Here is a 24730-nt window from a genome sequence, read left to right as displayed (position 1 = left end):
CCCCCTGGCGACGTGAAGGCAATGGTGTCCGTGAATGGGTCTTGAGCTCCGCCAACAACTCAAGCTGACGCAGCAACTGGTGATGACGCCGCAGTTGCAGCAGGCTATCAAGCTGCTCCAGCTGTCCAGGCTAGAGCTTGTTGAGTCCATTCAGCAGGAACTCATGGAAAACCCCTTCCTTGAGGAATTGGACCCGGAGGTTGTGGACACGGCACCTGCCACAGACAATCTCGACGACTACGAGGCCGCCCATGTGGACGCGCAGAGCAGGGAGGACGAAAACCTCATGCGCAGCGCGGATTGGGAAAACTATCTCGGAGAGTTTTCAAGCGTTACGAAGCAGTCGCTTGGGCGTGAGCTGGAAGTGCCTGAAGAGGGGCTCTCCTTCGAGTCCAGGCTGACCTCCAAGCCGAGTCTTGAAGGCCATCTGGCCTGGCAGATGCGTTTGTCCAACTTCACTGATCGGGATCTGGACATCGGCGAGATCGTCATTGGCAACTTGGATTCCCGCGGATATCTGCAGGCTTCGGTCGAGGAAATGGCCGAGCAGCTGCCTGATTGTCCCGTCGAGGACATAGAGGCTGTAGTGCGGCGCATCCAGCGGCTGGATCCGGTGGGCGTGGCCGCGCGCAGCGTGCAGGAGTGTCTGCTCGTCCAGCTGCAGCACCAGGGCCTCGACGAGGATCCTGTGCTGGTTTCTCTCGTGCGGGATCACTTGGAGGATTTTGAGAAGCACCGCTACAAGCCGTTGACCAAGAAGTTCAAGATCACCATGGAGGATTTGAAGGACTATCTCGACCTGATCCAGAGTCTTGAGCCCATGCCCGGAGCGCATTTCTCCTCCGGCGAGCCGCAGTATGTGAGCCCGGATGTCTTCGTGTACAAGGTCGGGCAGGATTTCGTCATCGTATTGAACGAGGAGGGGTTCCCCCGCCTTCAGCTCAACCCCTTCTACATGGAAAACGCCAAGGCCAAGAACACGGCCGAGCGTGAATATTTTCAGGACAAGGTCCGCAGCGCGGAATGGCTGATGAAGAGCCTTTACCAGCGGCAGCGCACCTTGTACAAGGTGATGGAGAGTATCGTCCGCTTTCAACGCGACTTCTTCGAACATGGGGTGACCCGGCTCAAGCCGTTGATCCTCAAGGAGGTCGCGGAGGACATCGGGATGCATGAGTCCACCGTGAGCCGCATCACCACCAGCAAGTATGTGGCGACCCCCCACGGCATTTTTGAGCTCAAGTTCTTTTTCAACAGTGCGCTGGACCTTGACGACGGCACTCAGGTCGGATCCGAGTCCGTCAAGGCGCTCATCAAGCAGCTCATCGGCGAGGAAAACCCAAAACGACCGTTGAGCGATGAACAGATCGGCGAAATCCTGAAACAGAAACTGGAGGTGAACATAGCACGGAGAACAGTGGCCAAGTACCGAACGGCCATGCACATCGAGTCTTCCTCCAAGCGCAAGCACGTGTTTTAACAGGCGCCGCGCGCCATCAAGACTACTGGAGGTATTGCATGAACATCTCTTTCGCCTTCAAGAATTTCGAGCCCTCCGACCACTTGAAGGAATACGCCACTTCCCGTTTCGAGAAGATGGCCAAGTTCATTGGCGATACCATAGAGACCGAACTCCAGATCAATCTCTCCGTGGAGAAGTTCCGCCACAAGGCGGAAGTGGTTCTTGCGGCGGACAATCTGCATATTTCGGCCTACGAAGAGTCCGAGGACATGTACTCGACCATCGACCAGGTGCTTGACAAGCTGGAGGCGCAGCTCAAGAAGATGCGCGAACGCCACAAGGAGCGTCGCCGCGCCGGAACGCCCCGCGCCGCGCGCATGGATGTCATAAGCTTCACTGACGAAGGCTCTGGCCGGACGCCAACCATCAAGGAAAGCGACAACTTCGAGCCCAAGCCCATGAGCGTCGATGAAGCGGCCATGCAGCTTGAGAGCCGCAAGTTCGAGTTTCTGGTGTTCCGCAATGCGGAAACCGCCCGCGTCAACGTTTTGTACAGGACCAAGAACGGAGACTTCGGTCTCATCGACCCCGGAAACTAACAATGCGTCTTGACGAGTATCTGGATCGGGAATTGGTGCTGCCCGCTCTTGCGGCCACCAGCAAGCCCGAAGTTCTGCGGGAAATGACCATGGCCGTAGCCGCCAGGCACCCGCAGCTTGATGCCGATCTTGCCCTCTCGGTCCTGCTGGACCGGGAGGGGCTCGGCACCACAGGCATTGGCGATGGCGTCGCCATTCCGCATGGCAAGCTCCCCACGCTGTCGAACATCATCCTGCTTGTGGGGCGCAGCCTGCATGGTGTTGATTTTGAGGCCTTGGACTTCAAGCCGTGCAGCATCTTTTTTCTGGTTCTTGCGCCAGAGCAGATGACCGGAATCCACCTGCGCATCCTTGCGCACATCTCGCGGCTCATCAAGGACGATTCGTTCCGTAAGGACTTCTTTGAGGCCGAGGACCGCGAGGGGCTTTTGCGCCTGCTCCAGTCTTACTGAGGTCCGTCAGTCATGTCGCAGTATCCGTCAGAGTCCTTCTCGGTCGTGGTGGTCACCGGCCTGTCCGGAGCGGGCAAAAGCACGGCGCTCAACGTGTTCGAGGATCTGGGCTATTTTTGCGTGGATGGTCTTCCCGCAGCCATGCTTCCCAAGCTCGTCGCCTTGTTTCTCGGCAAGGACTCCAAACACAGGGGACTCGCCCTGGGCATGGACTTGCGACAACATGAGTTTCTTGACCAATGGAATGACGCGGTGCAGGAGCTTGCCGCAAAGGGCATAGTGGTTCGGGTGCTGTTTGTGGAAGCCACGGTCGACGCCATCATGCGCCGATACGCCACCACGCGCCGTCCGCATCCTCTGGAGAGCGACGAAAGAGGGCTTGAGCAGGCCCTGGCCAAGGAGCGCGCCCTGCTTGCGCCTCTTCGGCGCGATGCTGAACTGGTGCTCGACACAAGCAGCTTTTCCATCCATGACTTGCGCCGCCAGATTCAGGAGCGTTTCGGCGCCAAGGAACATGCAGGGCAGGGAATGCGCGTGCACGTCATGAGCTTCGGCTTCAAGTACGGCGCACCGGCCGAGGCGGACCTTGTCTTTGATCTGCGTTTTTTGCCAAACCCATATTTCGTCCCCGAGCTTAGGCCCATGTCCGGGAAGGACGCCCCAGTGGCGGACTATGTGCTCGACTCGGAGACCGGGCGGACCTTCAAGGCCAGGTTCCTTGATTTTTTGCTCTACCTGTTGCCGCTTTATGCGGCCGAAGGACGCTACCGCGTGGCCCTGGCCCTGGGGTGCACCGGGGGGAGGCACCGTTCCGTTGCGCTTGCGGAATTGGCCTATGCCACTTTGCATGATGCGGGCTACAGCGTCACCCTGGAGCACCGGCACTTCGACCTTGGTTGACAGTTCGTTCCAGAACAGGTGCGCACCATGGCGCACACAGGCGGTATGATGGCGGAATCCAACGATGCGCGCCCCGGAGCCCGGCAGGTGGGCGTGCTTCTTGTCACACACGGGGAGTTTGGCGCGGCCTTGCTTGGTGCGGCGCAGTTGATTGTCGGCCCCCAAGAGGGGCTCCTCGCGGTCTCTGTGCTCGAATCGCGCGGGGTGGACGATATTCTTGCGGAACTGAAGGTCGATTTGGCCCAGTTGGAAATGGGCATGGGCGTGCTGGTGTTGACGGACCTTTTTGGCGGCACCCCGACGACCTTGAGTCTTTCTCTGCGCAAGCTCGGCAATGTCGAGGTTGTGGCCGGAGTAAACCTTCCCATGCTGCTCAAGGTGCTCCAGTCGCGTTCGGAAAGCCTGGATGCTTTGGCCGCCCAGGCCAAATCCGCAGGTGTGCAAGGTATTGTCGTCCCTGGCGAAATGCTCAGGAAGCGGACCTGAGGGAGCGGCTGTCGTGTTTTGGGTGCGGGTCGACAACCGGCTAATCCACGGGCAGGTTGTGGAGGCATGGGTGCCGTTTATGGACGCCAAGTGCATCATCGTCGGCAACGACGAATTGTCCCGCGACGAATTTCAGCAGGAGATCATGTCCTTGGCGATTCCAAGGGCGGTGGAAAGCGCCTTTTTGCCCATAGACGCCCTAGCCGCGGATTCGAGGCTCAAGGCGCCTGCCCGTGAATCAACGCTGCTCCTGTTCTCTACCTGTCTCGATGTCCGGCGAGCGGTGGAAAAGGGGCTGTCCATCTCCATTCTGAACATCGGCAACCTTCATTATTCACAGGGAAAACGTCAGGTGTCTCCCAGCGTTTCCATCGGTCCGGACGACGAGGCCTGTTTGCGTTTCCTGCAGGACAAGGGCGTTGAGCTCGACTTTCGTTGCGTTCCAAACGATCCTGTATCCGTGAGGTTCACCTGATGGACGCAAGCATGACCGGCCCTGTGTGGTTCGCCACCGTTGGTTTTTTTTTGCGCTGTTTTCCCTTTTCCGCTTTTCGCTAAGCCTTGGGCTCATTGAGCGCCCCCTGTTTGTCGGGCTTCTTTGGGGGCTTTCTTTCGGCAATCTTGAGACGAGTATGCTGGTTGCCGTGTTTTTCGAACTGCTCTGGCTCGACTTCATCCCGGTCGGCACCTTCATTCCCCCGCACACAACCGCAGCAACGTTCACTGCATTGGCCTTGTGCAGCTACTTTGGCCTTGATTCCCTGCCATTGGCCAGCCTAGCCCTTGCAGCCGGCTTGCCCATGGCCTGGATGGGGACACGCCTGGAGCGCATCATGCGCGACCGTCTGAACCGATCATACAGCGGCGTGCTGCAATGGGTGCGCAAGCCTGCGGATGTCGCTGTGCCAGGGCGGCTGCTCATGTGGACGCTCATCAGCAAGCTTCTTGCGAATTGGCTGTTTTTCCTTATCGGGGCAGGCCTGCTTGCCTCAGCCGTTCATTTTGTGCTGCACCAGTACGGGCCAACGCTGGCATCGTGTCGCATCAGCTGGAGTGAACTGCTTCTTGCCGCAAGCGTTGGGGGGCTGTTGGCCCTGCGTCTGCGCAGCCTGTACGTCGCCTTGGCCGGGGGGGGCATCGTCCTCGGAGTCTTGCGCCTTCTCGGAATTTTTTGATACTCCGCCAGGCCACTTTGGGACAAATCGCACAAAAGCTTTCCTGGACGCCGCGCTGTGCACTCGCGTTTCCTCCTTCAGGACTGTTTTTGGGTTGCAAGCGAAGCGGTTACCCTCATTTTTCACATCCCCATGACATCTTCTGGCTTGGCAAAGCCGATGCTTTGTGATAAATGGAACAATCATTCGTGAGGAATGACCGTTTGTGGCATCCACATAATATTGAGGAGGACTTCTACATGGCTATTATCGTTTGCGGTCACAAAAATCCCGATTGCGATTCCATCACCGCCGCCATTGCCGTTGCCGACCTGCTGAGCAAGCGCGGCATGGAAGCCGTTGCAGCGGCCCAGGGTCCTTGCACCCCTGACGCCAAGTTCGTGCTGGACAAGTTTGGCCTGGCCGCTCCCGCCATCGAGACCGACGCCACCGGCAAGGACATCGCCCTGGTCGACACCTCCGATCTTTCCCAGACCCTTGACAACCTGGACAAGGGCAAGGTGCTCTTCGTCGTCGATCACCACAAGCTGGGCGACGTGACCACCCCCAATCCCCTTGAGATGTGGGTCTGGCCCGTGGGCTGCACCGGCACCATCATCAAGGCCATGTACGAATTCTACGGCATCGAGATCCCCAAGGGCATCGCCGGAGCCCTTTTGTGCGCCATCCTGAACGATACCGTCCTCTTCAAGTCCCCCACCTGCACCGATGCCGACAAGAAGGCCGTCGAAGGCCTCGCCAAGATCGCCGGTGTGGCCGACTTCAAGGCTCTGGGCATGGAGATGCTGAAGATCAAGGGCTCCGTGGACGGCATCCCCGCCAAGGATCTCATGTACCGGGACTTCAAGGATTTCAACATGGGCGGCAAGAAGGTCGGCATTGGCCAGGTCGAAGTGCTGGACCTCACCCTCCTCGACAAGGTGAAGCCCGCTCTGCTGGAAGAGGTGAAGTCCTCCAAGGCCGACGGCCGTCACACCGTCATGCTGCTCCTGACCGACATCATGAAGGAAGGCTCCGAGATCCTCGTGGTCTCCGAAGACGCCTCCCTGGTGGAAAAGGCCTTCAATGGCAAGGTGGCCAACAACTCCATGTGGGTTGACGGCTGCATGAGCCGCAAGAAGCAGGTTGTTCCCCCCATGGAAAAGGCCTTCGCCTAATCCAAGGGTTTACAGCAGCACCTTCGGCGGGCTCCTTCGGGGGCCCGCTTTTTTTGTGCAATGCCTGTTTGCGTGGGGACAGAAGAAGCACAGCCCAACACGCTCCAGACAATGACGGGCCGAGGGCCGCTGCTTCTTGGGGCACCAGGGTTTAAGCATTGTCCTGCGCAGACAGGGAATTGGATCACGCGCCTTGTGACGATTCCAGCAGATAACGCCAGTTCAACCCGTCATCCCCCTGGCAACCTCTCACCCCCCCCTTTTTTGTGCGAATCTTTATTGCGCGCCTGGAAGAGTCGAACACTTCGTATGCGATAACAGCGAACGCTCCAGACTCGAACAGATAAAAAAAGGGCCGGTTACCCGGCCCCTGCAAATCGTATCCTTCTGCGCGGCTAGAATGTGTAGCCGATGGAGAAACCGGCCATGTACGCCTTGCTGTTGGTGATTTTGGTCGCACCAGCCAAGTTGGGATTGGAATCCATGCTGCGGTCGTTGTTGATCAGGTACATGAGCGAGAAGTCGTAGGTCAGCTTGTCGTCGATGATGCCGAAGCCCAGGCTGTAGATCTTACGGTCGTTGGTTGGCAGCATGTAGTCTTCGTAGCCGCGGCGGATGGGGTCCTGATCCCACACGAAACCGCCGCGCAGGGCCAGCCAGTCCGTAGCCATGTATTCCGCACCCAGCTGGAAACGCCAAGTATTGCGCCAGTTCTTCAGCGATGTCACATCGGCCTGGTTTTCGAAATCATAGCGCAGCTTCTTGTAGTCCTCCCATTGGGTGAACACCGCGTCGGCCTCGATCTTCCAATCCGAGTTCGGCTTATAGCCCAGGCCCAGACTGTAGGAGGCGGGCAGGTCCATGCGGATTGTGAGCGCCTGATTTCTGAGGACGAGGGGAGGGGCGATTATTTCTGTGTAATGAACATGCCCGGAATCCGACTGCTTTTGCGTGGAATGATAGACAAATCCGGCAGACCACTGGTCGTTGAACACGTAGTGCAAGGCTGCCTGAGCGCCGATTCCCACACCATCCACGATCATGCGCATATCAGTTGTGGAAGTCGGGCGTTTACGCAGGTCTGCGGAACTGTAAATAATTTCTGGCCCGACGGCGAAGGAAAGCTTGTCGGTAAGCTTGAAGGCGATGTTGGCTGCGAAGGAGTAGGAAGCCAGCTCCGCCTTGTAGGTTTTGGTCGTACCCGCCCATTCGTAACCGAATTGGGTTCCCAGCCCGAAGCGGGTATAGGTGCCCACGCCCAGCCAAGTGGTGTCGCTCAACTGATGGGTGAGAAAAGCGTGGGGGGGGGTGTAGACGTTTGTTTGCAGGGTGGTCTTGGAGCCGGAACCGGCATGCACGTCTGCCGTGGGGGCGATTGCCGTGACGCCGACCATGGTCCTGGTGCCCGGCAACTGCGTTATTCCGGCGGGGTTGTAAATGACGGTGGAGGCATCGGCGGGCAGGGCGATGACGGCACCGCCCATGGCGTTGCCTCGGGCGCTGAATTCGTTGAGCGCGAAGCCGCCCGCGTGGCAGACCGTGGGCACCAGCATGAGCAGGGCCATGGCGCGCGCGCTTGCGGCCAAGTGGTGCAGGTTGCGTTTGAGACGCATGTTCTTCCTCGTTAGACTGATTTTATTTATGCCAATAATCGCAACTAACCATTTGCTTTAGTGAGCATATTCATCGAAAGCAAAGTCAGTTAACATCCATCCCCGACAATGTAAATGCGTATTTCAAACACGGCGCACCAGACGCAAAAAAAGAAGGGCGCATCACTGCGCCCTTCTTTTAGGGAAACCGGACACCCGGGTTCGGACCGCTACCGCTGCTCCCTTTCGGGTCTGACGGGGTTCACGGCAAACCCGCCGTCCGGCTTCCCCAGGATTGAAAAAGTGGCGGAGAGGAGAGGATTCGAACCTCCGGTACCCGTTAGGGTACACACACTTTCCAGGCGTGCTCCTTAGGCCAACTCGGACACCTCTCCGCGAGGTCGTAGCAATTAATACGAATCATCATGCCTGGCAAGAAAAAAGTCGAGGCAGAGCCGTTTTTTTTCGAGGGCCTTCCTTAGGGCAGCACAAGGCCACGTCGAAGCGCATCCAGATCCTCCACCTTCGCCATGCGCATGGCGTCAGGCAGTTCGTCCACGATGCGAAACGCTTGATCCGGGCGCAGGAAATTTGCGGTGCCGACCTGCACGGCGCTTGCGCCGACCAGAATGAACTCCAGCGCATCCTCTGCGCTTGCGATGCCGCCGATGCCGATGACCGGAATCTTCACAGCGCGGCAGGCCTGGTGCACGCAGCGCAGGGCCACGGGCTTTATGGCCGGTCCGGACAAGCCGCCCACCACATTGGCCAGCCTGGGCTTGCGGGTGCGGATGTCCACGGCCATGCCGAGCAGGGTATTGATGAGCGACACGGCATCGGCGCCACCATCCTGGGCGGCGCGTGCGCACAGGCCAATGTCCGTTACGTTGGGGGAAAGCTTGACGATGACCGGCTTGCCCCCGCCATGCTTTTTGACTTCCTCGGTAACCTTGCGGATTTGTGCCGGGTCCTGACCGAAAGCGGCGCCGCCGCTCTGCACATTGGGGCAGCTTACGTTGACCTCAAGCGCGGCCACGCCTTCCTCTGCGGCAAGCACGCCGGAAAGCGCACCGAACTCCTGCACGGAGCAGGCGTACAGGTTGGCGATGATGGCGGTTTCCCGCCAGGGCAAAAGGGGAAGCTTGTCCCGAACAAAGGCCTCGACGCCCGGATTCTGGATGCCGATGGCGTTGAGCATTCCGCAGGACGTTTCGACGATGCGCGGCATAGGGTTGCCTTCCCGGGGCTTGAGGGACAGCCCCTTGACCACGATGCCCCCAAGTCGACGGATGTCGCCGAAATCCTGAAATTCCAATCCGAATCCGAAAGTGCCCGAGGCGGTGATGATGGGATTTTTGAGCACCAGCCCGGCGAATTCAACGCGCAGATCCATGAGGCCTCCTACAAACGCACATCGTCGGACGGGAACACTGGTCCGCGTGCGCAGACCTGCACGTGGCGGTCCCTGCCGTCTTTGCATACACAGCCGAGGCAGGCCCCGACACCGCAAGCCATGCTGCTTTCGAGTGAGAGTTCGGCCCGCACGCCATGGTCCTTTGCGGCATGTTGAATCGTCTTCAAGAAGGGTGTCGGGCCACAGGCGAGCACAAGTCCGCCTTTTGCCGCCTTCACCTCCGACTCAATGCGCTCAATGATCATGGGCAGATCCTCTCGGCTACGCTCCTGGATGGCCTGGGCAGCGATCCTGTCAGCGATGAGCTGGTACGGGTAGCTCGACAAATCGGCCCTGTGGGCGAACACGAGCCGCAGGTTGTCGGGATTCGGGTAACGCTCCGCATAGCCGCGGAAGGGGGCGATGCCCATGCCCCCCGCGAGCAGCGTCACAGGGCCGTCCACAGGCGCGCTGAACCAGTTCCCCAGCGGCCCCCATACCACCACTTCGTCTCCCGCGGCGAGGGAGGCCATGCGATGCGTGCCCTTGCCGACAACCTGGAAGAAAAACGTCACGGAATCTGCGTCCGCCCGTGATATCGAGAGCGGTCGCCCCCAGGTGAGATCAAGGCCCCAGGACTTGGGGCGCAGCATGGCGAACTGGCCGGGGCGGTAGTCCTCCCAGCCGGGATTTTCAAGCGTCAGCTCCACAAAATCGCCAGGCTGGTCCCAGGCGCCCAGATGACGCGATTCGCGAACCTTGACTTCACGACAGTTTCTGACCACGATGACACTTCCTTTGCCCCGCCGCCAGGAGCGGGGCTTCCGCACTTACACCAAAGGCGTTTTCCCAAAATGGAGAGACAAGTACCTGAAATAATGGCCCCAGCTGGCGACCGCGCCAGCTTCCTGGCTGGCGTGGCCGCCGGAGCGGACGCCGTGTACCTGGGCCTGAAGCATTTTTCCGCGCGGATGCAGGCCAAGAACTTCGGCCTGGGCGAGCTTGCCGCGCTCACGGCCTATGCGCACCAGCGCGGTGTGCGCGTGTATGTGGCCATGAATGTGCTGCTCAAGCCCGATGACGCGCGCGCGGCAGGCAACCTCGTGGAGCGCCTGTCCGGCATCGTCCACCCGGACGCGCTCATTGTGCAGGACCTCGGGGTAATCCCTTTGGCCCGCCAAGCGGGGTTCACAGGCGAGCTGCACATCTCCACGCTTGCGAACGCAACGCACCCTGCGGCCCTCGCCGTGGCCCAGAAACTTGGCGCAAGCCGGGTGGTTCTGCCGCGCGAACTGTCCCTGGACGAAGCCAAGCTCATGGCGCAACACTGCCCGGAAGGCATGGGCCTGGAAATGTTTGTCCATGGCGCGCTTTGCCACTGCGTATCCGGGAGATGCTGGTGGAGCAGCTTCTTCGGCGGCAAGAGTGGACTGCGCGGCCGTTGCGTTCAACCCTGCCGCCGCTTGTACAGGCAAGGCGGCCCCAAAGGCAAGCCCGAGCGGCTGTTCTCCTGCCAAGATCTCAGCCTGGACGTGCTGACCAAGCCCTTGCTGGACATCCCGCAGATAGTGTCCTGGAAGATTGAAGGCCGCAAAAAAGGGCCGCATTACGTCTACTACGTTGTTTCCGCTTACCGCCTGCTGCGCGACAACCCCGGCGATCCCCAGGCGCGGAAGACCGCCGTCTCGCTTCTTTCCCAGGCTCTTGGCCGACCCGGAACCCATGGGGTGTTTTTGCCCCAGCGTCCGCACCCGCCTGTTCGCCCGGAGCAGGAAACCGCTTCCGGGCTGCTGGTTGGACAGGTGAAGCGCGAGCCAGGCGGCCGGGCCTATGTCCAGCCGCGCGAAGACCTGCTTCCCGGCGATCTGCTGCGTTTGGGCTGCGAGGACGATCCCTGGCACCAGACCATCCCGCTGCGACGCAGAATTCCAAAAGGCGGGCGACTGGACCTGCCCGCCGCGCCACCGGCCAGCCCCGGCGCCCGGCGCATGGGGGCCGCGCCTTCCAAGGCCCCTGTGTTTCTCATCGACCGGCGGGAGCCCGAACTCATGCGCATCCTCGCCGACATGGAGAAGGATGTCGCGGTGTTGGGCGAGGTGCCGGAGAAGGAAGCGGCTCGTTTCGCGCCGCCGTCGTATTCCCCACCGCCAGCCTCCCGTCCAGTGGAGACGCAGGTGTTCCGTTCCTTGCCGCGTGGCCTGGCCAGGGGAGGCAAGACAGCGGAAACAGGCATATGGCTTGAGCGATCGGCTTTGCTGGATGTCCCGCGCCCGGTCGCTGGCGCAATCTGGTGGTGGCTCCCCCCGGTCATCTGGCCCTCTGAAGAGGAACGCTATGTGCGCCTTATGGCCGAAGCCTTGGAGCGAGGCGCAGTACGGTTCGTGCTCAACGCGCCATGGCAGGCAGGCCTTTTCCCCGGCAAGGAAGCCACTTGCAAAGGGCTTAAGCTTTGGAGCGGCCCGTTCTGCAATCTCGCCAGCCCGCACACGGCCGCCGTGTTCGCCTCGCTTGGCGTGGAAGGGTGCTTCGCCAGTCCGGAGCTCTCCGGCGAGGAATTGCTCTCGCTGCCGCGTACCTGTCCCGTGCCCATGGGCATCGTCCTTGGCGGATTCTGGCCCCTGGGCATCACCCGCATTCTGGCCGAGGAGGTTCGGCTTGAGGAGCCGGTGCTGAGCCCGCGCGGGGAAGTGGCCTGGGTGCGCAAGCATGGTGGCAATCATTGGATCTATCCAGGCTGGGAGTTGGATATCTCCGCTCATCGCCGGGAGCTGGAGCAGGCTGGGTACGCCCGTTTCGCCATGCTGCGGGAACCATGGCCGAAGTTTTTGGAAATCGCACCGCGCATCAGTGTTTTCAACTGGGAGACGGGGTTGTTGTAAACAGGCGGGTAGGCGGACATGACGGGGAATCCATCCGGGCGCACTGCGCAAGGCAGACCCAGAATCGGCATCAGCCGATGTCTGCTGGGCGACCCCGTGCGCTATGACGGCGGGCATAAGCTGGACCGTTTTTTGCGCGATGTGCTTGGACCGCATGTGGAGTATGTCCCCGTGTGTCCGGAGGTGGAATGCGGGCTGCGGGTTCCGCGCGAAGCCATGCGCCTTGTGGGCGACCCGCGATCCCCGCGCCTGGTGACCGTCAGGGGGGGGCAGGACCTGACGGCCCAGATGACGGAATGGGCGGAACATCGGGTTGCCGCCATGCGTTCCGAGGGATTGTGCGGCTTTGTCTTCATGTTCGGCTCGCCCTCAAGCGGCATGAGCCGGGTCAAAGTGTACCCGGAGGCTGGGGGCGCGCCGTCGCTGCAGGGCAGGGGACTTTTTGCCGCTCGGCTCATGGATGCCATGCCGATGCTTCCGGTCGAAGATGACGGTCGGCTGCACAGCCCGGCCCTGCGCGAGAACTTCATCGAACGCGTGTTTGTCATGCACCGCTGGCAGGGACTGCTCTCCCGTGGCTTCAGCCTGGGACGGCTTGTGGAGTATCACACCAGACACAAGCTGCTGGTCATGGCGCACAGCGTGGAGGGGTATCGGAGCCTGGGCAGGCTTGTGGCCGCCGGGTCTACCATGGACGTGCAAACGCTTGAGAAACGCTATTTCACTGAACTCATGGAAAGCCTGCGCCTTAAGGCCACGGTCAAAAAACAGGTCAATGTCCTCATGCACGCCATGGGATACTTCAAGCGTCACTTGAATCCCGATGAAAAGCAGGAGCTGTTGGAGGTCATCGGGGCATACGGACGCGAGCTTGTGCCGCTTGTGGTCCCGGTGACCCTTTTGAACCATTATGTGCGCAAGTTCCATGAACCCTACCTGTCCGCTCAATGGCATCTTCACCCGCACCCGGCGGAGCTCAAATTGCGCAACCATGTTTGAATGGGCCGCCGGACACTGGACGCCTGGCCGGGAGATATACCTTCAGCGCCCGCAAGGGAGGATAGGAGCACCCTATGACCGCCACAGTCCGTCAACTCGCTCCGCATGAAGCAGGCAGTTTTCTCGACTCGGCGCGTCTTGGCGAGCGCACCCTTCTCGATGTGCGCCAGGACTTCGAGTATGCCGAAGGGCATCTGCCGGGGGCGCGGCACATTCCACTTCCAGAGCTTTCCGAACGTCTTGACGAGTTGGACCGCAGTTTGCCTGTTCTGGTCTATTGTCGTTCCGGGGTGCGCAGCCTCGCCGCGGCCAATCTCCTTGCAGGACAAGGGTTCGCCGAGCCCATGAGCCTTACGGGAGGCTTCCTGGCATGGGAGGGCGGGGTGGCGCGCGGTCCCGCCGATCTTGGAATGCAGTCCCTCGCAGCGGTCCGCACGGTTGATGCGCTTCTTGAACGCGCCTGGGCCATGGAGCTCGCGCTGGAGGCGCTGTACCTGGAACTGGCTGGCAGAGCTGCAGATCCGGAACGTGCGGATGTGTTCCGGCGTCTGGCTGGGTTCGAGGACAAGCACCGCCGCGTCCTATCCCTTCTCTGGTCGCATTATCGGACGAGCAAGGGAGAAGACGCCGATGTCACCGCCTTTGAGGCCCGCGCACGCGCCTTTGCCTCATCGACCGTGCTCGAAGGCGGCGTTTCGGCCAACGACTATATGAGCCTCATGCGCGACCCCGATGATTCCGCCGAGGCCATGGAACTCGCCATGGCCGTGGAGGCCCAGGCGCTTGATCTGTACATGCGCCGCTCCATGGCCGAAGCAGACGCGGAACTGCGCGCAAGACTGACGCTGTTGGCCGAGGAGGAGCGCTCACATTTGAAGGTGTTGGGGAATTTCGTCAGCGACCGCGGCCGCCTTTAGCCTGGCACCGTTTTTTTCCGCCCGATCAGGTTCCCTGCCAGGATAAAGGCAAGGCCAAGATAGGTTGTGGGGTGGATGCGCTCACCCAGAATAAGGTGGATGAACGCGAGCGACAGAAAGGGCGACAGGAAAATCAGGTTGCCGATGCGTGCCGTGGAGTCCGTCAGCCGCATGGCCTTGAGCCACAGCACGAAGCTGACGCCCATTTCAAACACGCCCACGTAGGCTGCTGCAGCAAGTCCGGGGTTGTCCCAGGCGGGCAGGCCGGATGTGATGAGCGTTGCGGCCAGGATCAGCGGCAGTGCGGCGACGAAGTTCACCAGCAGGGCCAGAATGGGGTCTGTGCTGTTTCGGGTGTTGCCAATCCAATACAGAGCCCAGATGATCGTACTGCCAAGGGCCAGCAGGATGCCCAGCGGATTGCCGAGCGCGACCCCGTCGAGTTCCCCTTGGGCGGACAGGGCGACCACGCCCAGATAACTGATGCAGATGGCGGCTAAGTCGCGGCGGGACAGCTTCTGGCCAAGTAGCGGCACGGACAAAATCGACAGGGTCACTGCCCAGGTGTAGTTGAGCGGCTGGGCCACTTGCGCGGGCAGCAGCGAATACGCCTTGAACAGCACAAGGTAGTACAGGAATGGGTTCAGCGCCCCAAGCACGCAGTTTCGCAGCAAGTCGGCGGCGGAAAGCGAGCGCAGCAGCACGAGTTTCCCTGTGAGGGCCAGGAGGCCGAACAGGGTGACGATGGAGACCGCATCCGCGACGAGAAGCAATTGAACGGGCTCCAGGCTGCGCAGCGCGATTTTGAAGGCCGTGGCCACGGTGCTCCAAATGAGCACAGTGGCCAAGCCATACATGTAGGCCAGGCGTTGCCGCGAGGCGTCAGGCATGAGGTTAGAGCACCACGTGCCGCTTGATGTGCGCCACGGCTTCCTCGCTTGAATCCGTAAGCAGGAAAAGATCCAGGTCCTTGGCATTGCAGTAGCCGTCCGTCACCAGACGGTGGCGGAACCAGTCCACCAGCCCCCCCCAGAATTCCGTTCCGAGCAGTACGATGGGAAAAGCCTTGATGCGCTTGGTCTGGATAAGCACCAGGGCCTCGGAAAGCTCGTCCAAGGTGCCGAAGCCGCCTGGCAGGGCGACATAAGCCAAGGCGTATTTGATGAACATGAGCTTGCGCACGAAAAAGTAGCGGAAGTCGCAGCGCGTGCTCAGAAACTGGTTGTTCATCTGCTCAAGGGGCAAGTGGATGTGCAAGCCCACAGACCGTCCGCCGGATTCGAAGGCGCCCTTGTTGCCCGCCTCCATGAGCCCCGGTCCGCCGCCGGTGATGACCGTGAAGCCGGCCTCGACGAGCTGACGGGAGAGGTCCACGGTGCGTTCGTACCAGGGTTCGCCAGGCTTTACCCGTGCGGATCCGAACAGGGACACTGCGGGGCCGATGTCGTTCAGCGTCTCGAAACCGTCGACGATCTCCGACAGAATCTTGAACAGCCGCCAGGATTCCTGCATGGACAGGTCGTCTATGAGATATTGCTTGGAATGGGGCATGGCTCCTCTCTGCTTGCGTAATAGGGGTTGCGAGGCCGAGCCGAGTGCGGCTAACATGTGCATCCGCCGGATGAAAACAAATACACGCATTCCGGCCCGAGCGAAAGAGGCCGGGACAGAGGCGTACACGGCCCAGCTGAACAACCATGCACCAACGCGGGGGGCACATGAAGATCAATTTCCTCGGAGCCGCGCAGGCCGTCACCGGCTCCTGCTACATTTTGGAGACCGGCGGCCACCGCTTCAGCATCGACTGCGGAATGCACCAGGGCAACAAGGAGATCGAGAAACGCAACCTCAACATGGACAATTACCGGCCCGCAAGCCTTGATTTCGTCCTTGTGACCCATGCGCACATCGATCACATCGGCCTGCTGCCTCGCCTTGTGGGGGCAGGATTCAAGGGCAAGATCTACGCCACCCCGCCCACCATGGACCTGATGAAGATTCTGCTTCTGGACAGCGCGCACATTCAGGAAATGGATGCGGAACAGCGGATGCGCCGCAACCAGCGCAAGGGCAGGGGGGCGCCATCGGCTCCCGCCATGGAGCGTCGTGGCAAGGCTGTGCCGGCGACGCATTTCCCACCGGTCGAGCGCCGCGCCGCTATGATGGAGCAGCCGCTCTACACCACCGAGGACGCCACCGCCACGTTCCCGCTCATCCACGCGGTGCAGTACGACACCCCGTTCGAACCCGCCCCGGGCATTCGCGTGACCTACCGCGACGCCGGGCACATTCTGGGCTCCGCCTTCGTTGAGGTGGAGTACGTGGAGGACGGCAAGCCCACGAAAATCATTTTCTCCGGCGATCTGGGCCGCCCGGACCAGCTCATTCTTCGCGATCCGAGCACCGGCGGCCGGGCGGACTACCTCTTCCTTGAATCCACCTACGGCGACCGCGACCACAAGTCCTCGGAATCCAGCCGTGAGGAATTGGCCCAGGCCATAGCCTACAGCTATAAAAATCGCGAGAAGGTCATCATCCCGGCCTTTGCCGTGGAACGCACCCAGCAAATCCTCTACACCCTCTTTTTGCTGCGCGAGGAAAACAAGCTCCCCGCCGACATGCCCATTTTTCTGGACAGCCCCCTGGCCATCCAGGCGACGGAAATTTTCAGGCAGCACCACCAGTACTTCGACGAGCACGCCAAAGCGCTCATCTCCGCGGGCAAGGATCCCCTTTCCCTGCCCAACCTGCGCTTCAGCCTCACCAGCGAGGAGTCTCGCGCCATCAACACCATGACCGGCCCGGCCATCGTCATCTCCGCCAGCGGTATGGCCAATGCGGGCAGAATTCGCCACCACTTGCGCCACAACCTTTGGCGCAGGGGCGCCAGCGTGGTGTTTTGCGGATATCAGGGCGAGGGAACTCCCGGACGCAAGATCGTGGACGGCGCCAAACACATCACCATCTTCGGCGAGGAAATCTCCGTTGCGGCGAAGATTTATACCATCGGCGGCTTTTCCGCCCACGCCGGTCAGTCAGAAATTCTCAAATGGCTCAGCAGCTTCGATGGCAAGGACACCAAGGTCATCCTCATCCACGGCGAAGTGAAGGCGCTGAACGCGCTTTCCGGCATAATCAAGGACACAATCGGCATGGATGTCCATGTCCCAAGCTACCTTGAAGAGCTGACCCTCGCTCCGGGCAAGGTCATGGTGCCCGTGGTGGACGAGGCCAAGGCCGCTCCGAGAATCGACTGGGAGTACCTGCTGGCGGATTCCAGGAACCTGTACGCCGAATTCCAGAAGCGCATGGAGACGGCCAAGGAAAAGTCCTGGGTGGCGCAGACCGACTTGCGCGACCGTGTTTTGGACTTGAACAGAAAGATGGTGGAAATGATTACGGAGTTGTAAGTGCGTATCATATCAGGAGAGTATGGCGGGAGAAGCATCCGCACCGTGGAGGGCCCTGGCTACCGCCCGGCAACGGCCAAGGTGCGCCAGGCCGTGTTCTCCATGCTTGAGGCCAGGGGAGTGCTGTGGCCCGGATCCCGCGTGCTTGATCTTTTCGCAGGCAGCGGCTCTCTGGCTCTGGAAGCCCTGAGCCGTGGGGCGGACGAAGCCTGGTTTCTGGACAAGAACCCACGCGCGGTTTCGGCCATCAAGGCGACGCTCGCTGAGCTTGGCGTCAGGCCGTCGCGGGCGCGCGTTCTCGCCGCCGACCTGCTGAAAGCCCTTGCACGGGAAGCTCCTGCGCCATTCGATATCGTCTTTGTGGACCCTCCGTATGGTCTTGACCTTCTGCCTCCGGCCATGGAAAAGGCCGTTCGCGGCGGTTGGATCGCCGAAGGCGGACTTGTGCTCGCCGAAGTGGAGGCCCGGTGCGATTTCGCGGACCGGCTTCCAGCTGAACTCATCCCGCAGGCCGACAGGCTCTACGGGCAGACGAGGATACTCTTATGGCGGAATTCAACCCAAGGCTCGCAGTCTACCCCGGAACCTTCGATCCTCTGACCCGCGGCCACATGAGCCTCATCTACCGAGGTCTGCGCGTGTTTGAGACCGTTGTGCTGGCCATCGCCAAGAGCACGCCCAAAAAAACCTGCTTCACGCTTGAGGAACGCGTGGACATGGCCCGGCGGAGCTTTGCCGACGAGCCGAACATCGTTGTCGAGCCCTTTGACGGGCTGCTCATCGAGTACGTGGCCAAGCGGGGAGCCGGGGCCATCTTGCGTGGTCTGCGCGCGGTGAGCGATTTCGAGTACGAATTTCAGATGGCGCTCATGAACCGCAGGCTTTCACGACAGGTGCAGACCGTGTTCCTTATGACCGACTACAAGTGGATGTACCTGAGTTCCACCATCGTGAAGGAAGTGGCCCTGCACGGCGGCAACGTCAAGGGGCTGGTGTCGGAACCGGTGCTGACCGGCCTTGCCGCAAAATATGAAGCCTTGCGCGGCCAGCAGGCGTCATGACCGCACTGCGCGCCCTGTGCATCCTTGGGCCTACCGGCTCCGGCAAGACCGAGGCGGCCTTATGTCTGGCGGAGCGCCTGCCCGTGACGGTGATCAACTTTGACTCGCGGCAGCTGTACGCCGATTTTCCCGTTATCACCGCCCAGCCCGAGGCGCACGAACAGGCCGCGTGTCCGCATAGGCTTTATGGTTTTTTGCCCACGGCAGAGTCCATGACCGCCGCCCGCTTTGCCGAGTTGGCGCGGGAGGAGATAGCACGATGCCTTGCGGAGAAACGCGTGCCTGTGCTTGTGGGGGGAACAGGGCTGTATGTGCGGGCCTTGGAGCGCGGCTTGGCCGACATTCCCCCTGTTCCGCAGGAGGTGCGCGCCTGGGTTCTGTCCAGGATGGACGCCGAAGGGCCGAACGCCTTGCACGCGGATTTGGCCCAATCCGATCCGGAAACCGCTTCGCGCCTGCACCCGAACGACACGCAGCGCATTGCACGGGCCTTGGAGGTTTTGTTGGGCACGGGCCGTACGTTGAGCGAATGGATACGGGAGCAGAAAAGCACGGAACCCGGCGTGATGCTGCGTAAAATCGGCGTGTCCGCCACCCTTGGCGAACTTGAACCTCGCCTCAACCTCCGCATCGGCAACATGCTGGAAAGGGGCGCATTGAACGAGTTGCGCGAGGCCTGGTTGCGCACTCCCGATCGCTCCGCTCCAGGCTATTCGGGGATAGGGTGCGCCGAATTGCTTGCGCATGTGCTGGGCGAAACGGATTTGGACGAGGCTCGTCGACTTTGGTTCCGGAACACCCGTGCCTACGCCAAGCGTCAGCTCACCTGGTTCGCCAAGGAAGGCGGGGTCCGCTGGGTACGCAACGAGGGATTCAGCCGACTGCACGAGTTGGCCGAGGGCTGGGAAGGGCACCCCTAGCCTCTGCGTCCGGCATTGATTGTGATCGACCGCAAGGCGAACAGCCCCTGGCCGACCAGGTCGCCGCACTCTCCATGCTCCGACCGGAATTCCTTTTTCCATGACCGGGAATGCCAGCGTCAAGAGATGGCGCGATGTGTGCGGCCGGGCATTGTCTTCCTATTTGAACACGTCCTCGAAAATGCCGCGCACGTCCTCTTCCCCCATGCGTACGGGGGTGTTGGCAAAGTTCCTGGCGTCCTTGAGGGCCATGGCCGCAGCCACAAAGGCCGGGATCTCCTCGGCTGAATACCCCATATCCTCGGCGCGCAGTTCGGACAGACCAACGGCTTCGAGCAGGGCGTCCAACGCCAGCAGGAAGGGATGACCTTGCTGATCATCAGCTCCGAAGCCCATGGCGACTGAGAGATTCGACAACCGGTCCAGCGTGTCCTCTTGCCCCTGCTGTTGTGCAAGCAGCAAAAACCGCTTGAAGTACGGGCGCGAAAGCACGGAAAGCCCGGCCCCGTGCTCCGAACCGCGCCCAGAGCCGCTGAAGGAATACTCCAAGGCGTGCTGAGAGATGGGGGAGGAAAGCGCCAGCGCCATTCCCGCCGCTGTGCTGGCCCAGGCAAGGGCGGTGCGGGCGTTGAGGTCGTCGCCCTGGGCCACGGCCTGGGGAAGAAAACGGGTGACGAGATGTGCGGCCTCCAGGCAGAGCATGTCGCTCATGGGTTGGCGCGCGGTGGAAAGGAAGCATTCCACGGCGTGGAAAAAGGCGTCCATGCCGGTAACAGCCGTGAGTCTTGCGGGCATGGATGCGCTGAGTCGAGGGTCGACCACGGCCAGGGTTGGGAAAAATCCTGGCTGGATGAAGCCGCGTTTTCCCGGCGCGCCGCAAATAAGTGCGGCTCCGTTGGCTTCGCTGCCGGTGCCTGCCGTTGTGGGAATCGCCACCATGGGCAGAGCGCAGACATTCTCGTAGACCTGTGCGGCGAAACCGGCCCAGAACGGAGCTTCCTTTGTCGCTGCAAGGGCGATGGCCTTGGCCGAATCCAGGACGCTTCCACCGCCGAGACCCACGATGAAATCCACCCCCATGCTCCGGGCCTGTTCCGCTGCCGCATCCACGTCCTCGGTGCGAGGATTGGCCCGAATCCCATCGAAGACGACTGTTTTGACGCCCCTTGCCCCGAGCAGTCCCTGCACACGGGCAAGATACCCCTGGCGCAGAATGTTGCCGCTTTGGCCAATGACGATGAGCGCTTTCTTCCCCTTGGGCATATGCGGGCTGGTCTCGATTTCGTCAATTTTTCCAGGTCCGAACAGCAGCGCGGTGGGCAGATGGAAGGCGAAGGACAACATGGGGGGCTCCTTTACTGACGTGCGGTGGACGTAAGCGCTTCTTCCAACTGTGCCGGAGTGAACAGGTCGCGCAGCACCAAAGGCTCGTTGGGGGCATTCTTGGGGAATACAGCCAAAAGCGGAATGCTTTTGCTGCCAAGAGCCTCCAAAAGCCTTTCTGCATCGGGATTGCTCTGCGTCAGGTCGGCTTTCATAAGCGCCAAATCAAAACGGTTCTTCATGGCCCTAAGGCGTTCCGGCGTCAAGGTCGTTTGCTCCAGCGCCTTACATGAGGGACACCAGTCCGCCGTGAAATCCACAAGCACGGTCTGTCGGCCCATGCGTTCGCGCAACGCCGCCGTGGCGAACGGCTCAAGAGGCGCCTTCGTCTCAGGGGGCCGCAAGGCAAGCCACAGGCCCAAAGCGAAAAAAAGCAGAGCCGCGATTTTGATGCTCCTGTTCCGCAGGGTGTCGAAACCAGGCCCGGCCACCCCCCATGCCCAACCGGCGACGGCCGCGAACCACAGCAAAACCAGGGTTGGCATGAGCCGCGGCGTTGGCAGGATCGACAGCAGATAGAGGCAGGTTCCGGCCAGAAACAGGCCCACGGCCTTTTCCACGTGTCCAGTCCATGACCCAGGTTTTGGAAACAGGCGTGCAAGGTCGGGATACAGGCTCAAGAGCAGGTAGGGAAACGCCATGCCCACGCCAATGGCTGCAAGCACGCTGCTGATGATCCATGCAGGTTGCATGAGCGTCCATCCCAGAACGCCACCGAGAAGGGGGCCGCTGCAGGGAGTGGCCAAAAGCGTCGCCAAAAGCCCGGTGAAAAGGGCCTGGAGTCTAGGATGGGTTGCGTGTTGGCCGAACTTCAGGTCTATGACCGGCAGACTGAATACGCCGAAAAGGCTCAGCGAGAGAATGAAAACCAGGGTGATCAAAAGCATGACCACGTTGGCCTGCTGGAATATCTGCCCCCAGGCCAGCCCCGTGACGCCAAGGAGACCGCCGAGGAATAGAAAATACAGCATGATTCCGAAGGCGAAGAAAAGGTTATGCCGCCTGAAACCGCTTCTGCGCCGAGCGGCATCTTCAATGCCGCCCCCAGCGAGCAGCGCTGAAAGCTTGATGCTGATGACGGGCAGCACGCACGGCATGAAGTTCAGTATGAAACCAGCCAGAACTCCCAGGAGCACGGCCTTGACAAGGCCCGAAACCTCAAGCTCCGGTTGGAAATAACGAGGGCGCAGATCCGCCCAGGCCGAACTCTCCGTTCGTGGCATTGTGTCCGGATTTCCCATGGTTTCGGAGAGCTGTGTGGACTTCCGCGTGCTTGTGCTTGCGATTTTTGCGGCGGCAAGCAGCTGCGGCCACCAAGGCTGTTTGTCCGCATCGCGCAGCAGAGGGGCCGGCAGTGTGCTTTCCAGCTTGATGCGGACGGGAAGGCACTTGTCCTGAGAGCATAGCAGCAGATCAAGTTGCGCAGCCAGCCTGGGCGTGTCTCCGGATGGGGGCAAGACCGGCAATGGCACGAACAGCGGTGTCCTACCGATGTACGTGAAGACCTGCTTTCCGGCATGAAGCGGGTTTTCCTTCGCGACCCCAGGGGGATACAGCACCGTCAGCGGCTTTGTTTCCATGCTCGCCTGAAGGCGCGTGGGCTTTGCGTCCTCTCCTGGCTGGTCCGTGTACGTGTACCAGCCTCGATCCGGCTCGACAAAGAGCACAACCAGGCCCGGCCCCATGAGCCCCGTCTGCTGCAGCTCCGCAGGCGTGAGTTCAAAGGCCGTCCATTGCGTGCCCAGTGGCAAATCGCCGTGCCGCTCCATGGCCGAAGCGGTCAAGCTGGTGCAACATGTTGAAATGATGATACTTACAAGAAATGTTAGGAATTTCCGTGACATTTTTTTTGCCTAATGCATTTTTTCGTGTTGACAAAGAAAGCCCGTTTGCGTAGACCCCTTTTCGCGCTGACGACGACAACGACGCAACGCAAACGTGGGTCACTAGCTCAATTGGTAGAGCAGCGGACTCTTAATCCGGAGGTTCAAGGTTCGATTCCTTGGTGACCCACCACGTAAGACACAAAAGCCGATCCAACTTGGGTCGGCTTTTTTTATTTCCACATGCATCGTGCACGGGGGGCGCCTTCACCAGAGGGTCACAATGATGCACGCATGAAGATGGGTTGGACAGCATAGCCTGTTCTGCGCATTTTGATGACCAGTGTCAAGGTTGGCGTCCGCCGCCCATGGTCGCTTTTGACTTGGCAGACGAGAAGCCTCGGAGTATGCTTGAATGGTTTGGCGGCATGTCGCCGCCGTGAGTTTCCGCCGATGCCACGGCGAAGGATGCCATCCGTAAGGAGAGCCTATGGGGTTCAGCTTTTTTCCTAAGGAAATCCAGTTTTTTGACCTCTTCCAGGAACAGTTTCTTAAACTCAACGAGGCCGTGGCCGCGCTGAACAGCATATTTCAAGAATTCGAAGACGTTGAGAACAAGTGCAAGTCCATCAACATCATCGAGGAAGCCGGAAACGGCATCGCCCGAAGGATATCCCAGCAGCTGTCCCTGACCTTCATTACCCCCATTGATCGCGAAGACATCCACAACATCAACATCGCCCAGGAAGACCTGCTGAACCTCATCAAGGCCATCAGCACCCGCATCGGCCTCTACGACTTCCACGCCGTTAAATTCCCGGCCAAGAAGCTCGTCATGAACCTCGCCATCATGGTTCAAGAGGGCGGAAGGATGCTTGACCGCCTTCGGGAACGCAAGCCCGTCGAAGAGAACGCAAAGAAAGTGAAGTCGCTCAAGTACGAATGCGAGATGCTGCTGCTTGTGGCCTTGGGCGAAGTCTACGACATCAAGCTCACTGGGTTTGATTCGGTCATGGAGATCGTCAAGTGGACCCACATTTATGACAGGATCGAGCAGGCCGTGAACCAGGCTGAACGGTTGGCCGACATCATCGAAGGGGTGGTGCTGAAAAATGCCTGATCTGCCTTTGATGCTGGTGGCCATTGTCGCGTTGGCGCTTTTTTTCGATTATACCAACGGCGCGCACGATTCCGCCAACGCCATCGCAACCATTGTCTCCACCAAAGTCCTTTCGCCCAAGATGGCCGTCGTAATGGCCGCCATGCTGAATCTCGCCGGAGCGCTCATGGGCGAGCAGGTGGCGAGAACAATCGGCAGCGGGATCGTCAACGCCGAAGTCGTCGCCGGTTGCCAGACCATTGTACTCGCAGCACTGTTCGGTGCGATTTTCTGGAATCTTCTCACTTGGTATTTGGGGCTTCCCTCTTCCTCCTCCCATGCGCTCATCGGCGGCCTTATGGGAGCCGCGGCGGCTTACAGCGGCTTCGACGCACTCAATTTCGCCTCGATCTTCAAGAAGGTCATCCTGCCCCTTGTGCTTTCGCCCATGGCGGGGTTTCTGGGCGGATACGTCATCATGGTCCTGCTGACATGGCTGTTCCACAAGGCGAAACCCCGCAAAGTCAACACCCTATTCCGCAAACTGCAAATCGTCTCCTCGGCTTTCATGGCCACCAGCCACGGGCAAAACGATGCCCAGAAAACCATGGGCATCATCACTTTGGCCTTGTTTCTCTCACACGAAATACCTGAGATCCACGTCCCGCTTTGGGTCAAGCTTTCCTGCGCCATGGCCATGGGACTTGGAACCGCCACCGGCGGCTGGAAGATCGTCAAGACCATGGGGCACAAGATTTTCAAGCTGGAGCCGATTCACGGCTGTGCGGCGGAAACCGCTGCCGCCATGGTCATCACTGCGGCCAGCCACATGGGCGCGCCCATCAGCACCACGCATGTCATCTCCACATCCGTGCTTGGGGTCGGCGCAAGCAAGCGTCTGTCCGCCGTGCGCTGGGGTGTGGCCGGGAACATGGTCATCGCCTGGATCATCACCATCCCTGCGGCAGGGCTTGTGGCCGCGTTGGTGTTTTTGGCCCTGCGGCAATTGGGGACGACGTAGCC

The 24730-nt window shown here is 60.4% G+C and carries 24 protein-coding genes, 2 tRNA genes and 1 other RNA gene; 18 read left to right on the top strand and 9 right to left on the bottom strand.

Annotated elements, in window-relative coordinates; translation table 11 throughout:
• The first annotated feature begins 34 nt into the window (after window positions 1-34).
• The 8 genes from rpoN (at window position 35) to CHB73_RS00455 (ending at window position 6231) form a co-directional block, all read left to right on the top strand.
• The gene (gene rpoN, locus CHB73_RS00490) at window positions 35-1480 is read left to right on the top strand and encodes an RNA polymerase factor sigma-54 (protein WP_089270974.1); all 1446 of its coding nucleotides are present in this window, start codon (window positions 35-37) and stop codon (window positions 1478-1480) included.
• A 38-nt stretch (window positions 1481-1518) separates the two neighbouring features.
• Window positions 1519-2061, top strand: coding sequence for a ribosome hibernation-promoting factor, HPF/YfiA family (gene hpf / locus CHB73_RS00485; protein WP_089270972.1), 543 nt, complete (start codon window positions 1519-1521; stop codon window positions 2059-2061).
• A gap of 2 nt (window positions 2062-2063) precedes the next feature.
• A complete protein-coding gene (locus CHB73_RS00480) occupies window positions 2064-2513 on the top strand; it encodes a PTS sugar transporter subunit IIA (RefSeq protein WP_089270970.1) in 450 nt (149 codons plus the stop codon).
• Between the two features lie 12 nt (window positions 2514-2525).
• Window positions 2526-3413, top strand: coding sequence for an RNase adapter RapZ (gene rapZ / locus CHB73_RS00475; protein ID WP_089270968.1), 888 nt, complete (start codon window positions 2526-2528; stop codon window positions 3411-3413).
• Window positions 3414-3500: 87 nt separating this feature from the next.
• On the top strand, window positions 3501-3899 hold the full coding sequence (locus CHB73_RS00470; RefSeq protein ID WP_327438353.1) for a PTS sugar transporter subunit IIA: 399 nt from the start codon (window positions 3501-3503) through the stop codon (window positions 3897-3899).
• 13 nt (window positions 3900-3912) lie between these two features.
• Entirely contained in the window at window positions 3913-4374 is a 462-nt protein-coding gene (locus CHB73_RS00465; RefSeq protein WP_089270964.1) for a PTS sugar transporter subunit IIB, read from the top strand.
• A 25-nt stretch (window positions 4375-4399) separates the two neighbouring features.
• The gene (locus CHB73_RS00460) at window positions 4400-5074 is read left to right on the top strand and encodes a PTS sugar transporter subunit IIC (RefSeq protein WP_089270962.1); all 675 of its coding nucleotides are present in this window, start codon (window positions 4400-4402) and stop codon (window positions 5072-5074) included.
• A gap of 239 nt (window positions 5075-5313) precedes the next feature.
• On the top strand, window positions 5314-6231 hold the full coding sequence (locus tag CHB73_RS00455; RefSeq protein ID WP_089270960.1) for a manganese-dependent inorganic pyrophosphatase: 918 nt from the start codon (window positions 5314-5316) through the stop codon (window positions 6229-6231).
• Window positions 6232-6626: 395 nt separating this feature from the next.
• Here the strand turns inward: CHB73_RS00455 and CHB73_RS00450 are convergent, their stop codons facing one another.
• The 5 genes from CHB73_RS00450 to CHB73_RS00430 all read right to left on the bottom strand — a co-directional run bounded on the left by CHB73_RS00450 (window position 6627) and on the right by CHB73_RS00430 (window position 10001).
• A complete protein-coding gene (locus CHB73_RS00450) occupies window positions 6627-7844 on the bottom strand; it encodes an OmpP1/FadL family transporter (protein WP_089270958.1) in 1218 nt (405 codons plus the stop codon).
• Window positions 7845-8019: 175 nt separating this feature from the next.
• Window positions 8020-8116, bottom strand: an RNA gene (gene ffs, locus CHB73_RS00445) — signal recognition particle sRNA small type.
• Window positions 8117-8127: 11 nt separating this feature from the next.
• Window positions 8128-8218, bottom strand: a tRNA-Ser gene (locus CHB73_RS00440).
• A gap of 83 nt (window positions 8219-8301) precedes the next feature.
• The gene (locus CHB73_RS00435; RefSeq protein WP_089270956.1) at window positions 8302-9216 is read right to left on the bottom strand and encodes a dihydroorotate dehydrogenase; all 915 of its coding nucleotides are present in this window, start codon (window positions 9214-9216) and stop codon (window positions 8302-8304) included.
• Between the two features lie 8 nt (window positions 9217-9224).
• Window positions 9225-10001 carry an iron-sulfur cluster-binding protein gene (locus tag CHB73_RS00430; protein WP_235641451.1) on the bottom strand — a complete coding sequence of 259 codons (777 nt, stop codon included), beginning with the start codon at window positions 9999-10001 and terminating at the stop codon, window positions 9225-9227.
• Between the two features lie 93 nt (window positions 10002-10094).
• Between CHB73_RS00430 and CHB73_RS00425 the strand changes: the two genes are divergently transcribed.
• The 3 genes from CHB73_RS00425 to CHB73_RS00415 all read left to right on the top strand — a co-directional run bounded on the left by CHB73_RS00425 (window position 10095) and on the right by CHB73_RS00415 (window position 14011).
• Complete coding sequence (locus CHB73_RS00425; RefSeq protein WP_235641450.1) at window positions 10095-12095, top strand: peptidase U32 family protein; 2001 nt, start codon at window positions 10095-10097, stop codon at window positions 12093-12095.
• An 18-nt stretch (window positions 12096-12113) separates the two neighbouring features.
• A complete protein-coding gene (locus CHB73_RS00420; protein WP_089270951.1) occupies window positions 12114-13094 on the top strand; it encodes a YbgA family protein in 981 nt (326 codons plus the stop codon).
• 74 nt (window positions 13095-13168) lie between these two features.
• Window positions 13169-14011 (top strand): rhodanese-like domain-containing protein, encoded by an 843-nt coding sequence (locus tag CHB73_RS00415; protein WP_089270949.1) that lies wholly within the window; start codon window positions 13169-13171, stop codon window positions 14009-14011.
• Here CHB73_RS00415 and CHB73_RS00410 read toward each other — a convergent pair.
• Together CHB73_RS00410 and CHB73_RS00405 are read right to left on the bottom strand one after the other, a co-directional pair.
• A complete protein-coding gene (locus CHB73_RS00410; RefSeq protein ID WP_235641449.1) occupies window positions 14008-14901 on the bottom strand; it encodes a DMT family transporter in 894 nt (297 codons plus the stop codon). The two genes, CHB73_RS00415 and CHB73_RS00410, sit on opposite strands and share 4 nt — an antisense overlap.
• Window positions 14902-14905: 4 nt before the next feature.
• Window positions 14906-15562 (bottom strand): LOG family protein, encoded by a 657-nt coding sequence (locus CHB73_RS00405; RefSeq protein WP_089270947.1) that lies wholly within the window; start codon window positions 15560-15562, stop codon window positions 14906-14908.
• A 167-nt stretch (window positions 15563-15729) separates the two neighbouring features.
• On the opposite strand from CHB73_RS00405, the gene CHB73_RS00400 reads away from it, so the two are divergent.
• The 4 genes from CHB73_RS00400 to miaA are packed head-to-tail and all read left to right on the top strand — an operon-like array spanning window position 15730 to window position 19402.
• The gene (locus tag CHB73_RS00400) at window positions 15730-17421 is read left to right on the top strand and encodes an MBL fold metallo-hydrolase RNA specificity domain-containing protein (protein ID WP_089270945.1); all 1692 of its coding nucleotides are present in this window, start codon (window positions 15730-15732) and stop codon (window positions 17419-17421) included.
• Complete coding sequence (gene rsmD / locus CHB73_RS00395; protein ID WP_089270943.1) at window positions 17422-18021, top strand: 16S rRNA (guanine(966)-N(2))-methyltransferase RsmD; 600 nt, start codon at window positions 17422-17424, stop codon at window positions 18019-18021. It abuts the gene before it with no gap.
• The gene (coaD, locus tag CHB73_RS00390) at window positions 17967-18482 is read left to right on the top strand and encodes a pantetheine-phosphate adenylyltransferase (RefSeq protein WP_089270941.1); all 516 of its coding nucleotides are present in this window, start codon (window positions 17967-17969) and stop codon (window positions 18480-18482) included. The genes rsmD and coaD overlap by 55 nt, the downstream gene beginning before the upstream one ends.
• The gene (gene miaA / locus CHB73_RS00385; protein ID WP_089270939.1) at window positions 18479-19402 is read left to right on the top strand and encodes a tRNA (adenosine(37)-N6)-dimethylallyltransferase MiaA; all 924 of its coding nucleotides are present in this window, start codon (window positions 18479-18481) and stop codon (window positions 19400-19402) included. The genes coaD and miaA overlap by 4 nt, the downstream gene beginning before the upstream one ends.
• 159 nt (window positions 19403-19561) lie before the next feature.
• On the opposite strand, the gene CHB73_RS00380 is transcribed toward miaA, so the two are convergent.
• Window positions 19562-20746 carry an iron-containing alcohol dehydrogenase gene (locus tag CHB73_RS00380; protein ID WP_089270936.1) on the bottom strand — a complete coding sequence of 395 codons (1185 nt, stop codon included), beginning with the start codon at window positions 20744-20746 and terminating at the stop codon, window positions 19562-19564.
• Between the two features lie 11 nt (window positions 20747-20757).
• Window positions 20758-22554 carry a protein-disulfide reductase DsbD family protein gene (locus CHB73_RS00375; protein ID WP_179216827.1) on the bottom strand — a complete coding sequence of 599 codons (1797 nt, stop codon included), beginning with the start codon at window positions 22552-22554 and terminating at the stop codon, window positions 20758-20760.
• A gap of 171 nt (window positions 22555-22725) precedes the next feature.
• Between CHB73_RS00375 and CHB73_RS00370 the strand changes: the two genes are divergently transcribed.
• From CHB73_RS00370 to CHB73_RS00360, 3 genes are all read left to right on the top strand, one after another.
• Window positions 22726-22801 (top strand) — tRNA-Lys (locus CHB73_RS00370).
• 297 nt (window positions 22802-23098) lie between these two features.
• On the top strand, window positions 23099-23728 hold the full coding sequence (locus CHB73_RS00365; RefSeq protein WP_089270932.1) for a DUF47 domain-containing protein: 630 nt from the start codon (window positions 23099-23101) through the stop codon (window positions 23726-23728).
• Window positions 23721-24728, top strand: coding sequence for an inorganic phosphate transporter (locus CHB73_RS00360; protein WP_089270930.1), 1008 nt, complete (start codon window positions 23721-23723; stop codon window positions 24726-24728). The genes CHB73_RS00365 and CHB73_RS00360 overlap by 8 nt, the downstream gene beginning before the upstream one ends.
• Window positions 24729-24730 lie beyond the last annotated feature (2 nt).

The sequence above is a fragment of the Humidesulfovibrio mexicanus genome (assembly GCF_900188225.1).
Taxonomy (GTDB): Bacteria; Desulfobacterota; Desulfovibrionia; order Desulfovibrionales; family Desulfovibrionaceae; genus Humidesulfovibrio; species Humidesulfovibrio mexicanus.
Note: the sequence above shows the minus strand (reverse complement) of the source record. Positions and strands in the feature narration are given on the sequence as shown.